We start from the raw sequence: 12,784 nt of genomic DNA, 5'->3' as shown, positions 1-12,784 counted from the left end.
GTGTCGCTCAATATACGTTTATGTTCTTTTTCCCACGGAAGGGCGCCCCGTGACGCCGAACGCTTCGAGCCCGCTGCCGCCCCCCACGGAACGCCGACGCCTTCGCGAGGCAGGCGCACTGACGCAGGATCAGGTCGCCGCACGGCTCGGCATCGCCGGCAGGACCGTCGCCTCGTGGGAGTCCGGCCGTACGACCCCGCGCGGCCGGAAGCGGGCCGCCTATCTGGCACTCCTGGCCGAACTCTCCCGGACCGGGGCCAGGGTGACGGCGTGTCCGGACAAGCAGCCGGCGGGTCCGTTTCCCGCATCGGCCGCTCCCCTGACGCCCGCTCAGGCCTTCGACGCGCTGTACGCGTTCTGCGCCCCCGCGCTCGTACGGCAGACGTATCTGCTCACCGGGCGGCGCGAGCTGGCGCGCGAGTCGGTCGAGCGGGCCTTCCAACTCGCCTGGCAGCGCTGGCCCGAGGTGGCCGTGGACCGGGATCCGGCGGGGTGGGTGCGGGCGACGGCGTACGAGTACGCCCTCTCCCCCTGGCACAGGTTCCGCCGGCGCCACCGCCGGCCCGACCCGCCGCCCGCCGACAAGGACAGGCGGGCGCTGCTGGACGTCCTGCTGAGACTCCCGCCGTCGTACCGCCGCACGCTTCTGCTGTACGACGGTGTCGGCCTCGATCTGCCGGAAACAGCGGCCGAGGCGGAGGCGAGCACACCGGCGACGGCGGGCCGGCTGCTGCATGCGCGCGAGGCGCTCGCCGCGCGTCTGCCGGAACTCGCCGACCCGGACGTCCTGCACCGGCGGCTGGCCGAACTGGCTTCCACGGAGCGGCTGCGCGCGGCCGGGCCGCCGGCGGTGCGCACCGGAGGCGAGCGCCGCGCCCGCTTCTGGGCGCGGGCCGCCATCGCCTTCACGGTGGCCCTGATCGGTACGACGACGCTCACGCTGCGGACGGCTCCGACGCACTACGAGCCGCCGGTGGCCCCGGGGGCGAGGATCGAAGGGGTTCCACCGCGGGCCGCGCAGGGCCCGCTGTCGGCGATGGAGGTGGAGCTGCGCGCCAAGCTGCGGCAGGCGACGGTGCCCGGGCCGCAGCGGCTCGTACCGCTGACCGGGTAACGCGGACGGGCCCGCCCCCGGGAAGGGAGCGGGCCCGTCAACTCACAGCCGGAAAGCCGCTGTTGAGCCTGCTGTCGTTCAGCCGGCCAGGATCTCGCGGGCCAGCTTCGCCGTCTCGGTCGGCGTCTTGCCGACCTTGACGCCGGCGGCCTCGAGGGCCTCCTTCTTCGCGGCGGCCGTACCGGAGGAGCCGGAGACGATGGCGCCGGCGTGGCCCATGGTCTTGCCCTCGGGCGCGGTGAAGCCCGCGACGTAGCCGACGACCGGCTTCGACACGTTCTCCTTGATGAAGGCCGCGGCCCGCTCCTCGGCGTCGCCGCCGATCTCACCGATCATCACGATCAGGTCGGTGTCGGGGTCGGCCTCGAACGCGGCGAGCGCGTCGATGTGCGTGGTGCCGATGACCGGGTCGCCACCGATGCCGACGGCGGAGGAGAAGCCGATGTCACGCAGCTCGTACATCATCTGGTACGTCAGCGTGCCGGACTTCGAGACCAGGCCGATGCGGCCCGGCTTGGTGATGTCGCCCGGGATGATGCCGGCGTTCGACTGGCCCGGGGTGATGAGACCGGGGCAGTTCGGGCCGATGATGCGGGTCTTGTTGCCCTTGGACACGGCGTACGCGTAGAACGCGGCCGAGTCGTGGACCGCGATGCCCTCGGTGATGACGACGGCGAGGGGGATCTCGGCGTCGATCGCCTCGACCACGGCGGCCTTGGCGAAGGCCGGCGGGACGAAGAGGACGGATACGTTCGCGCCCGTCTTCTCGATCGCCTCGGCGACCGTGCCGAAGACCGGGATCTCGTTGCCGTCGATGTCGACCGACGTGCCCGCCTTGCGGGGGTTCACGCCACCGACGATGTTCGTGCCGTCGGCCAGCATGAGCTTGGTGTGCTTCATGCCCGTGGCACCGGTCATGCCCTGGACGATGACCTTGGAGTCCTTGTTGAGGAAGATAGCCATGGCTGTCTGAGTCCCTCTTCCCTTACTTCGCAGCCGCGAGCTCGGCGGCCTTGTCGGCCGCGCCGTCCATGGTGTCCACGCGCTGCACCAGCGGGTGGTTGGCGTCGGAGAGGATCTGACGACCCAGCTCGGCGTTGTTGCCGTCCAGACGCACGACCAGCGGCTTGGTGACGTCCTCGCCGCGGTCCTCCAGGAGCTTCAGGGCCTGCACGATGCCGTTGGCGACCTCGTCGCACGCGGTGATGCCACCGAAGACGTTGACGAAGACGGACTTGACGTCCGGGTCGCCGAGGATGATCTCCAGGCCGTTCGCCATCACGGCCGCGGAGGCGCCGCCACCGATGTCGAGGAAGTTGGCGGGCTTGACGCCACCGTGCGCCTCACCGGCGTACGCGACGACGTCCAGGGTGCTCATGACGAGACCCGCGCCGTTGCCGATGATGCCGACCTCGCCGTCGAGCTTGACGTAGTTGAGGTTCTTCTCCTTGGCGGCGGCCTCGAGCGGGTTGGCCGCGTCCTTGTCCTGGAGGGCCTCGTGCTCCGGCTGACGGAACTCGGCGTTCTCGTCCAGGGAGACCTTGCCGTCCAGGGCGATGACGTCACCGTTGGCGACCTTGGCCAGCGGGTTGACCTCGACGAGGAGGGCGTCCTCCTTGATGAAGGTGTCCCACAGCTTGACGAGGACGTTCACGACCTTGTCGGCGACCTCGGCCGGGAACTTGGCGGCCGCGACGATCTCGCGGGCCTTCTCCTCGGTCACGCCCTCGTTGGCGTCGATCGGCGTCTTGGCGACGGCCTCGGGACGGGTCTCCGCCACCTCCTCGATCTCCATGCCGCCCTCGACGGACGCGATGGAGAGGAAGGTGCGGTTCGCACGGTCCAGGAGGTAGGAGACGTAGTACTCCTCCACGATCTCCGGGGCCGTCTCGGCGATCATCACCTTGTGGACCGTGTGGCCCTTGATGTCCATGCCGAGGATGTCCGTCGCGCGGGCGACGGCCTCGTCCGGGGTGGCGGCGAGCTTCACGCCACCGGCCTTGCCACGGCCGCCGACCTTCACCTGGGCCTTGACGACAGACTTGCCACCGAGGCGCTCGGTGGCTGCGCGGGCCGCCTCAGGCGTGTCGATGACTTCACCGGCCAGCACCGGTACATCGTGCTTGGCGAAGAGGTCCCTCGCCTGGTACTCGAACAGGTCCACGCGCTTCCGTCCCTATCAGTGATCTCGCGGTTCGTTGGATGCGTGGGCGTGCCGCGAAGGGCAACGTGACGTCCGCCGTCTGTCACAAGGGAGGCGCACACGGTGTCCGAGCGCGCGGCATGTCCGTCTCGCAGGTTATCGCTGGTTGCGGAGGGCCCCTAAATCGAGGGTCACACCTGAGCGGTGATACCTGTCACATGATGCCGCGCTCACTGGCACGGCGTGCCGGATGTGAGGCGCCGGAGAGCCGTGGGGCGGACACAGGGAAGGGCCTCACCGGGCTGGGGTTTACCCGGTGAGGCCCCTTGTAAAGCCCCGAAGGGGGGCTCGGAGCAGTTGATCCCCACCCCAATGGGGATCACCTGGCCCCGTCCACGGGAGTGCGGCCGGACGACCGACGGCTTTCGGCCGTCCGGGTCCATGGGCCCGCGGAGTCGATGCGGTCAGACGCCGTACGGGTTGCCGTAGTGCAGGTCCTGCGCGTAGCCCGGCGTGACGGACTCGGTGACGCCGTCGACACCGGTGACGGCGTGGCCGGCGAGGGGGCCACCGGTGGACCGGACGGTGTCGGTCAGGTCGCCGGCGAAGGGTGCGACCTGGCCCACGACGCCGTGGGCGAACGGGTCGACGTCGCCGACGACGCCGTACGCGAAGGGCGTGACATCGCCCGCGACGCCGTACGCCAGCGTCGTCGCACTGCCGCCGACGCCCTGCACGACGGGCTCGACGAGGTCCACGACGGGCCGGGCGGCCTGCGTGACGCCCTGCGCGAACTGTGGCACCTGGCCGCTCACGCCGTACGCCAGGCCGGTCGCGTCACCGGCCACGCCGTACGCGAGCGGCGCCACGTCGTCGGCGATACCGCCGGCGAAGGGCCGCACGTCGCCCGTGACGCCGTACGCCAGCCCGCCCGCGTCCGCCACGGCCTGCCCGGCGACCGGCAGCACGCCGTGCACGGCGGTGTCGGCGACCGGCGGCAGCACGGTGCCCGTGACATCGCCGGTGACCTGACCGACCAGTCCGGTGGTGTACGACGGCACGTCCGCGACGACACCGGCCGCGACCGGCGCCACGCCGTACACGGCGTGGCCGGCGACGGACTGCACGTCCGACACCGCGCCTCCGGCGACCGGCGTCACGCCCTGGGCCACGCCTCCGGCGACCGGCTGGACACCCGCCACGGCGTCGGCGGCGACCGGCTGGACGCCCCGCACTGTGTGGGCGACCACCGGCTGGACGCCCTGGACGACCCCGCCCGCGACCGGCTGGACGTCGGCCGCAACGCCGTACGCCAGCGCCGTCGCGGCGTCGACCGTGTGACCGGCGGTCTGCCGGACCCCGGTCACGGCGCCGCCCGCGACGGGCAGCACGCCGTGCACCGCGCCGGTGGCGACCGGTGCCACGCCGTCGACCGTGTGGGTGGCGAGCGGCAGCACGCCGCCGACGGCGCCCGTGGCGAGGGGCGTCACGCCGGCCACGGCGTGCGTTGCGGTGGGCGCGACCCCGCCGACGGCCTGGCCGGCGACCGGGACGACGCCCGCGACCGCCTGGCCGGCGACCGGCGTCACGCCGTTCACGGCCGAGGTCACGACCGGCGGAACCGCTGCCGCGGCCGTCTCCTCGACGATCGGGGTGACCGTGCCGGGAACGCTCTTGACGGTGCCGACGACCTGCTGCGCGACCCCGCCGACGGTGCCCGTGACATGGCTCGGGACGGCCGCGACGGAGGCCTGGGCGGCGGAGGCGACGGTGTCTGCCTCGCCCTGCGCGAGGGTGGCGACTCCGGCGGCCCGGCCCTGGGCGCCGGTCGCCGCAGTCTGCGTGGCGCCGGTGACACCGGCGGCGGTGCGGCCCGCGCCCGCGACGGTCTGCTGCGCCTTCGTCCGCACGACGCCGTCGACGCCCTGCGTCTGGGTGCGGGCCGCCGACTGCACGCCCTGCAACTTCGTCTGGGCGGCTGCCAGGACCTGCTCCAGCTCCGGCGCGAAGGCGGCGAGGGGGCCGAAGAGGTAGTCGATGTCGCCCTGCGGGGAGCGACCGGTCGCGTCGGAGGCGGTGCTGTGTGCGGTGTCGGTGGCCTCGGCGGCCTTGGCCTGCGCCCCGGCCTGTGCGGCGCGGGCAGCCTTGGCGCCCTGGATGGCGGCGGCGCCCTTGATCTTGGTGGCCTTCTTGGCGGCCTGCGGGACGGAGACCTTGGCGTCGACGTACTTGCGGGCCTGCTCGGCGGTGCCTGCGGCCGGCGTCTTCTTCGCGGTGTCGGTGGTGCCGGTGGCCGTGGACGTCGCCTTGGCGGCGGTGCCGTCGACCGTGCCGGTGACGCCCGAGACGGTGTCCTGGACGCCGGTGACGACGCCGTCGACCGTGCTCGTGACGGAGTCGGTGAGCGTGCCGACGGTGCTGTCGGTGTCGGTCGTCGTGTCCGACACGGAGAGGGAGGAGGAGGACAGTTCGTCCGCGCTGGCCGCGGCGGAACCGAGCGCCCATGCGCCGGTCACGCCGGCTGCTATGACAATGGAGCGGCGGATGTTCTTGTTCATGCGTGCGTCAGATCCTTCGGATCCTCGGAGGCGCCGAAGCTCCGCGATCTCGGGGGAGATCCGGGGAGTTCCGGGGCTTCTTCGGAGGGCTTGGGTGACATTTCCGGCGCCGGGCTCCGGTGTGGTGGTCCGGTGAGTTGAGAACCGGAGGACCAGGGGAGTCGGCGGCTTGCGTCCGGGCTTCGTCAGGGGTGTCCGGACGGTCGGGCAGACCTGTTCCGCCCCCGCGCGGCAGGTCCGGTGGCGGGGGTAGTGCCTGCCCTAGGCGGGGGAAACGGGAATGTCCCGGTACCTGTCCCGGGTCTCGGCCGCGGCTGCGCGCGCGGCGGCGCCGGCCACGAGCCGCAGGGGCGCCCGGTGGTTCAGGGCGACGGCGTGTCCGTCACCGTGCCTCGACGTGGCGTTGTCGACGGCGGACGGGCTGCCGAGCGCGCCGGTCGGGTCACCGTCGGGGGCCGGGTGGGCGGGGGCGGTCCGGGGACCGGTGGCCCGATGCCCACCACCCTGCGCCAGGTTGTGGACGGCGTCGGACTCCGTGCCGAACCGCGGCCCGTATGCCGTGCCGCTCGCCTCTGCTCCGGCTGCCCCGTCACGGCTCCCGGAGGTGCCGCCGTGCGTCGACGACTGCACTGCCGAGCCCGGTTGCGGTACCGGCGCCGGCAGCGTCTGGCCGGGGAGCACGGGGAAGCCGGGTGTGGTGGGCAGCGACGGCAACGTCGGGAAGGAAGGCAGGGAGGGCAACTCGGGCACGGTCGGCAGGGATGACAGCGGCGGTATCTGCGCGGTCGCCTTGCCCAGATCCTCGGTCACGGTCTCCACCAGGTCACCGACCGGGCCGACCTTGCCGGGAACGCTGTTGACCGTACCGACGACCTGCTGCCCGACCGCGCCGACCGCGCCGGTGACGTGGTTCAGGGTGGTGGAGACGGAGGCCTGGGCCGGAACGGCTGCGTCGGGCTCGGCCTCAGCCGGTGCCGGGGTGGCAGGAGGCGTCGGCTTCGGCGTGGCCGGAGCGTCCGGCTTCGGCTTGGCCGCGGGCGCCGCCCGGTGCCCGGACGGTGCCACTGGAACGTTCACCAGCCGGCCGACCGTACTGTCCGTCAACGATCTGACGCCGACCGCCGAATCCGTCGAAACGGCGGACACGGCCGCGGACGAGGAGACGACCGGCGCCTCCTCCGCCGCATGCGCCTGCTCCCCACAGAGGAAGCCGAGCGCGAACAACCCGCCCACCACGACCGCCACTCGCAGCGCACGCCGTCCAACCGCCGTGCGCATCACGCGCAGAGCGGCAACAGGCAAGGCTGCCGGCCAGGTCAAGAAGGGGTCCTCCCGTGCGGCGGAACGGTCTGAGCGAACTTCGCGCAACGAGCTACGAGTCGGCGCGACGCGGTACGGGTGAGCGGAGCAACGGCGCACCGCTGATGAGGCGTCGATACTCGCACGGCACTCCCGAGGTTGCGCAAGCCCTCCGTTACCGATGGGTAGGCATGTCCGTTTTGCTGGGCCAAGTCGGACGACGACTGGTCGACAAATCGTCAGCGGACCCTCCCTGGCGGCCGATCCTCACGGTGTTCCCACGTCCCCGTCACGCCGTTCCCGCGTCGCCGTCACGCTGTGTCCGGTATCGGCAGCGGCCGCTTCTCGATCGCCGCCGCCATCACCTCCGGGAAGAGATCGGGCGTGCAGGCGAACGCCGGTGCCCCCAGCGCGGCGAGCGCGGCCGCGTGCTCCCGGTCGTAGGCGGGCGCCCCTTCGTCCGACAGCGCGAGCAACGCCACGAACTGCACTCCCGACGCCTTCATCGCCGCGACCCGTTTCAGCATCTCGTTGCGTATCCCGCCCTCGTAGAGATCGCTGATGAGCACGACCACCGTCTCCGCGGGTCGGGTGATCTGCGACTGGCAGTAGGCGAGCGCCCGGTTGATGTCCGTACCGCCGCCGAGCTGTGTGCCGAACAGGACGTCCACCGGGTCGTCGAGCTGGTCCGTGAGGTCCACGACCGCCGTGTCGAAGACGACGAGCCGCGTGTCGATCGACCGCATGGATGCGAGCACCGCGCCGAACACCGACGCGTAGACGACGGATGCCGCCATCGACCCCGACTGGTCGATGCAGAGGACGACCTCCTTCTTCACCGACTGGGACGCCCGCCCGTAGCCGATGAGCCGCTCCGGCACGATCGTCCGGTACTCCGGCAGGTAGTGCTTCAGGTTGGCCGCGATCGTGCGGTTCCAGTCGATGTCGTGATGGCGCGGCCGGTTGATACGGGCGCTGCGGTCGAGCGCGCCGGTGAGGGTGGCCCGGGTGCGGGTGGCGAGCCGCTTCTCGAGGTCCTCGACGACCTTGCGCACGACCGCGCGTGCCGTCTCCTTCGTCGTCTCCGGCATCGCCTTGTTGAGGGAGAGCAGCGTGCCGACGAGGTGCACGTCGGCCTCCACCGCCTCCAGCATCTCCGGCTCGAGCAGCAGCGCGGACAGCCCGAGCCGGTCGATGGCGTCGCGCTGCATGACCTGTACGACGGAGGAGGGGAAGTACGTCCGGATGTCCCCGAGCCAGCGCGCCACGGACGGCGCCGACGCCCCGAGCCCCGCCGAACGGTCCCTCCCCGCCTGGCCCTGCCGGTCCCCCTTCCCGTACAGCGCGGTCAACGCCCCGTCCATCGCGGCGTCCCGCCCCGACAGCGCACACCCGGTGCCGTCGGCCGCGTCACCCCCGAGCACCAGCCGCCAGCGCCGCAGCCGCTCCTGGGCGGGGTCCGTGCTGAGGGACTCCGTGACCGTGGCCTCGGTGTTCATGGCGTGCGTGGTCATGGCGTGCGTGGTCATCGACGCACCCCCGTGCGAGGCCGGGCCCAGAGCGGCATCACCGCGACGGCAGCCGCCGGACGGTCCTCCGCCCGGGCTCCGCTCCGCTCCCTGCCCGTGGCCACCACGCCCGGCCTCTTGTGCGCTTCCCGCAGCTCGTCGTTCGTCATCCCGCCACCCCCACAAGGTCGTTGTCGACGTCGTTCTTCTCGGCGTCCTGTTCCGCTCCGTCCGACTCCAGCCCCAGCAGCAGCCGCACCACCGGCAGCACGGCGTCCGCGCGCCCGGGGTCGAGGTCGGCCGCGAAGCCGGGTATGCCGGAGCCGGCCGCCGTCACGCCGCTGCGCTGACCCGGTCCGCGGCGGACGAGTTCGCCGAGGGTGCGACGCACCCCGGGCTCGTACGCCGAGAACGTGCGCCGCAGCAGAGGCAGCACGTCGGTGAACGCCGCCGCCGGAACCCCGGCCAGCCAGGCGTCGACCAGCCCGAGCAGCCGCTCGTCGTGCACGAGCAGCATCCCGCCGCCGGAGCCGCCGCCGACGAAGCCCTCGATCCACGCGGCGGCATCCCCGGGCGGCGTCCCCGGCGACAGCACGAGCCCCATGAGCCGCGCGGCCTCGTCCTGCCCCAACTCCCCGTCATCCAGCAGAAGCCGCACGGCCCGCCCCCGGACAACCCCGGGCACGGTGTCCCGCCCGGACAGCACCCGCAGCACGCCTTGCCAGCGCGTGCGCAGGTCGCCAGGGACCCGGGCCGAGTCGGGGGCATCTGCCACCGAAGACTCCCCCGCCCCATGTCCCGCTGCCGCGGCGTCAGTTGGCGAGGCGGCCGCCCGGTGCGTCCGTGGTGACGCCTCGCTCAGCAGGCCCACCGCCCCGTGCACCGCGTCCACGTGGCGGCGCATCTCCTCGGCCGCGTCCGTGTCCAGGGCGGCACAGGCCGGGGGGAGGCCTACGAAGATTCGTTCGGCGAGGCCCGCGGCGACCTCTGCCAGCGCCCCGGTGTCCGTGCCCCGAACGTCGCCGTAGCGGAGGGAGCGGACCAGGGCCGGCAGGGCCTGGGCGAGGTGGCCGACGTCCGCGTCGAGGGCCGCCCGGTCGGCGAGGACCCGCATCACCACGGGCAGCGCCTCCGGCAGTTCGGCCAGCAGGCAGCGCTCGGCGAGTGCGGTGATGTCGGCGAGCCCCTGCGCGGCGACGGCGTCCGCCTCCGCCTTGGCCGTCGCGGCGGCCGGCACCGTCGTCCCCCACACCCCGGCCTCGGCGACCCGCACGGACAGCTCCGGTTCCCACCTCAGCCGCCACGTCTCCCGGAACGTCCCCGTGCTGCCCCGCGAGGCCACCGGCTCACCCCACTCGACGCCCAGCAGCCGCAACCGGTGCAGCAGCCTGCTGCGCCCCGCGTCGGTCTCCTTGCGCAGGTCGAGCTCCAACTCCCGCTCCAGCGCCTCCGGTCTGAGCCGCAGCCGGCGCTGGATCCGGTCGAGGTCCCGCTGCAACGGCACCGCGGGCGCCGCCTGCGGCACCTCCCCCAGCACATCCCCGACGACCAGCCGGTCGTGCACCAGGGACAGCGGCACGTCCGAGCCCTCGCACATCACCGCCCGCACGGCGTCGGTCGTCTCGCTCAGTCCGGCCAGCGGGCGGCCGCGCATCACGGCGAGCGTCTCCGCCAGCCGCACCGCCTCGATGACGTGCGCGGAGGAGACGATCCGGTCCTCGTCCCGCAGCAGTCCGGCCACCTTCGTCATCCACCGCTCGACCGGCCGGTCCGGCGCACCGAACAGATGCCCGTACCAGCCCGGCGAGTCGATCCCCGCCCCGTACCCGCTGAACCGCGACAGCCTCCGGTACGTCCACGGCACCCACGTCATGTCCGTCTTGACCTTGGGCAGCCCCTTCAGCAGCGCCCGGTCGGCGGCGACGGCCGTCCTCTGCCGCAGCGCGGGCACATGCCAGGCCCCGCACACGACGGCCACCCCGTCCTCGAACTCCCGCTGCGCCGCCCGCACCTGGAGCCGCATGTACGCCTCCCGCACGAGGTCCCGGTCGTGCCCCCCGCTCCCGTACACCTCCCGCAGGGCCCCCATGGCCTCCTCGAGCACGGTGAACGGCGCGAGCACGTCTCCCTCACCCGTCCCCCGGTGCTCCACGACGTCCTCCCACCAACGCTCGGGATCGTCGTAACCGGCGGCTTCGGCGAGCACGGCAAGTGGGTCGACACGGACGTCGGCCTCCCGGGCCGGACCGTCGGCGGGTCCCCCGGAATCGCCCTCGTCACCGGCTGCCGGATCGGCGTCGCCGCCCCGCCCATTGCCCGGTCCCTCATCCGGCTCGGCCGCCGTTCCCCTCCCCCACGCCAGCGTGTGCGACGCCGGCAGGTCGATGAAGCGCGCCGGGACTCCGTGCTCCACGGCCCACCGGATCGCGACCCACTCGGGGGAGAACTCGGCGAGCGGCCAGAAGGCCGAGCGGCCGGGCTCGTCCACGACATGGGCCAGCAGGGCGACCGGCGGCCGCATGTCCTCCTCGGCGGCCAGCGGGATCAGCGCGTCGGCCTCCGGGGGCCCTTCGATCAGCACGACCCCGGGCAGAGCCTCGTCCAACGCCGCCCGCACCGCCCGCGCCGACCCCGGCCCGTGATGCCGCACACCGAGCAGCAACGGCCCGCCACCGGCCGCCCCGCTCCCGCCCTTTCCGAGCCCCGTCACACCGTCCCCCTAGTCATGGCCGCCACCAACTGCCACCGCGGGGCGCCTTCCTGACGCCCTCCCCGCCACTGCCGTACCCGACGCCCAGGCCGTCCTCGTACGTCATGCGCGCCGAGCCGCCCGATCCCTGGTTCCCGCCCGATCCGCCCGACCCCTTGTTGCCGCTCGCGCGCCCCCACCCCAGATCGTTCACGCACTCACCTCCCGGCAGGCCCGGTAGAAGTCCGTCCAGCCGTCGCGCTCCCGCACGACCGCCTCCAGGTACTCCTGCCAGATGACGCGGTCGGCCGCCGGGTCGCGGACGACGGCGCCGAGGATGCCCGCGGCGACATCGCCGGCCCGCAGCACGCCGTCGCCGAAGTGGGCGGCCAGCGCAAGCCCGCCTGTGACCACGGAGATCGCCTCCGCCGTCGACAGCGTGCCGCTCGGCGACTTGAGCTTCGTACGGCCGTCGGACGTGACCCCGTCCCGCAGCTCACGGAAGACCGTCACGACACGGCGGATCTCGTCGATGCCGTCGGGTGCGGCGGGCAGGTCGAGGGAGCGGCCGATCTGGTCCACCCGGCGCGAGACGATGTCGACCTCGGCCTCGACGCTCTCGGGCAGCGGCAGCACCACCGTGTTGAAACGGCGGCGCAGGGCGCTGGAGAGGTCGTTGACCCCGCGGTCGCGGTCGTTGGCCGTGGCGATCAGGTTGAAGCCCCGGACCGCCTGCACCTCCTGCCCCAACTCCGGTATCGGCAGCGTCTTCTCGGACAGGATCGTGATCAGCGTGTCCTGTACGTCGGCGGGGATGCGGGTCAGCTCCTCCACCCGCGCGGTCATCCCCTCCGCCATGGCCCGCATGACCGGGCTGGGCACCAGGGCGTCGCGGCTCGGGCCGTTGGCCAGCAGCTGCGCGTAGTTCCAGCCGTACCGGATCGCCTCCTCGGGCGTGCCCGCCGTGCCCTGTACGAGCAGGGTCGAGTCGCCGCTGACCGCCGCGGCCAGGTGCTCGGACACCCAGGTCTTCGCGGTGCCGGGCACGCCGAGCAGCAGCAGGGCGCGGTCGGTGGCGAGCGTGGTGACGGCGACCTCGACGATGCGGCGCGGTCCCACGTACTTCGGTGAGATGACCGTGCCGTCCGGCAGGGTGCCGCCGAGCAGATACGTCGCCACCGCCCACGGCGACAGCTTCCAGCGGGCCGGGCGCGGGCGGTCGTCCTGCGCGGCCAGCGCGGCGAGTTCACCGGCGAACGCGTCCTCGGCGTGCGGCCGCAACGCCTCGGCCGGCTCCTTCGCGAGTACTTCGGCAACTTCGACGGACGTCGGTTCCACGGACACAGACATGGCTGAGGCCCCCTCCAGCTCGGCCGGTTCGGATCTGCCACCAACCGTGCACCACGCCACTGACAACGCGTTCCGACCTGCGCAAACGCGCTCGCGAGGCCGATTGTCAGTGCTGGGATCTAC

Annotated in this window: 9 protein-coding genes; 1 reads left to right on the top strand and 8 read right to left on the bottom strand. The window is 72.9% G+C overall.

The genetic code is table 11. The annotated features are described in order from the left end of the window. Nucleotides 1-49: 49 nt before the first annotated feature. The gene (locus tag ABZ880_RS25055; protein ID WP_361266772.1) at nucleotides 50-1,114 is read left to right on the top strand and encodes a helix-turn-helix domain-containing protein; all 1,065 of its coding nucleotides are present in this window, start codon (nucleotides 50-52) and stop codon (nucleotides 1,112-1,114) included. 78 nt (nucleotides 1,115-1,192) lie between these two features. Here ABZ880_RS25055 and sucD read toward each other — a convergent pair whose 3' ends face one another. The 8 genes from sucD to ABZ880_RS25015 form a co-directional block, all read right to left on the bottom strand. Beyond that, nucleotides 1,193-2,077 carry a succinate--CoA ligase subunit alpha gene (gene sucD, locus ABZ880_RS25050; RefSeq protein ID WP_361266770.1) on the bottom strand — a complete coding sequence of 295 codons (885 nt, stop codon included), beginning with the start codon at nucleotides 2,075-2,077 and terminating at the stop codon, nucleotides 1,193-1,195. A gap of 22 nt (nucleotides 2,078-2,099) precedes the next feature. Then, nucleotides 2,100-3,278: an ADP-forming succinate--CoA ligase subunit beta gene (gene sucC, locus ABZ880_RS25045; RefSeq protein WP_361266768.1), complete on the bottom strand. Its 1,179-nt coding sequence runs from the start codon at nucleotides 3,276-3,278 to the stop codon at nucleotides 2,100-2,102. A gap of 443 nt (nucleotides 3,279-3,721) precedes the next feature. Beyond that, nucleotides 3,722-5,815, bottom strand: a complete 2,094-nt coding sequence (locus ABZ880_RS25040) for a hypothetical protein (protein ID WP_361266766.1) — start codon at nucleotides 5,813-5,815, stop codon at nucleotides 3,722-3,724. Between the two features lie 261 nt (nucleotides 5,816-6,076). Next, entirely contained in the window at nucleotides 6,077-7,093 is a 1,017-nt protein-coding gene (locus ABZ880_RS25035) for a hypothetical protein (RefSeq protein ID WP_361266764.1), read from the bottom strand. 332 nt (nucleotides 7,094-7,425) lie between these two features. Next, the gene (locus ABZ880_RS25030; RefSeq protein WP_361267102.1) at nucleotides 7,426-8,613 is read right to left on the bottom strand and encodes a VWA domain-containing protein; all 1,188 of its coding nucleotides are present in this window, start codon (nucleotides 8,611-8,613) and stop codon (nucleotides 7,426-7,428) included. A gap of 175 nt (nucleotides 8,614-8,788) precedes the next feature. After that, nucleotides 8,789-11,332, bottom strand: coding sequence for a DUF5682 family protein (locus ABZ880_RS25025; protein WP_361266762.1), 2,544 nt, complete (start codon nucleotides 11,330-11,332; stop codon nucleotides 8,789-8,791). A gap of 13 nt (nucleotides 11,333-11,345) precedes the next feature. Beyond that, nucleotides 11,346-11,525: a hypothetical protein gene (locus ABZ880_RS25020; protein ID WP_361266760.1), complete on the bottom strand. Its 180-nt coding sequence runs from the start codon at nucleotides 11,523-11,525 to the stop codon at nucleotides 11,346-11,348. Continuing rightward, nucleotides 11,522-12,661: an AAA family ATPase gene (locus tag ABZ880_RS25015; RefSeq protein WP_361266758.1), complete on the bottom strand. Its 1,140-nt coding sequence runs from the start codon at nucleotides 12,659-12,661 to the stop codon at nucleotides 11,522-11,524. The genes ABZ880_RS25020 and ABZ880_RS25015 overlap by 4 nt, the downstream gene beginning before the upstream one ends. Nucleotides 12,662-12,784 lie beyond the last annotated feature (123 nt).

The organism is Streptomyces sp. NPDC047043 (genome assembly GCF_040644055.1).
GTDB lineage: Bacteria > Actinomycetota > Actinomycetes > Streptomycetales > Streptomycetaceae > Streptomyces.
Note: the sequence above shows the minus strand (reverse complement) of the source record. Positions and strands in the feature narration are given on the sequence as shown.

Excerpts from the sequence above, each read along its gene's own strand:
- ABZ880_RS25040 (WP_361266766.1), bottom strand. The coding sequence starts at position 5,815 with ATGAACAAGAACATCCGCCGCTCCATTGTCATAGCAGCCGGCGTGACC.
- sucD (WP_361266770.1), bottom strand. The coding sequence starts at position 2,077 with ATGGCTATCTTCCTCAACAAGGACTCCAAGGTCATCGTCCAGGGCATG.
- ABZ880_RS25030 (WP_361267102.1), bottom strand. The coding sequence starts at position 8,613 with ATGAACACCGAGGCCACGGTCACGGAGTCCCTCAGCACGGACCCCGCC.
- ABZ880_RS25035 (WP_361266764.1), bottom strand. The coding sequence starts at position 7,093 with ATGCGCACGGCGGTTGGACGGCGTGCGCTGCGAGTGGCGGTCGTGGTG.
- ABZ880_RS25015 (WP_361266758.1), bottom strand. The coding sequence starts at position 12,661 with ATGTCTGTGTCCGTGGAACCGACGTCCGTCGAAGTTGCCGAAGTACTC.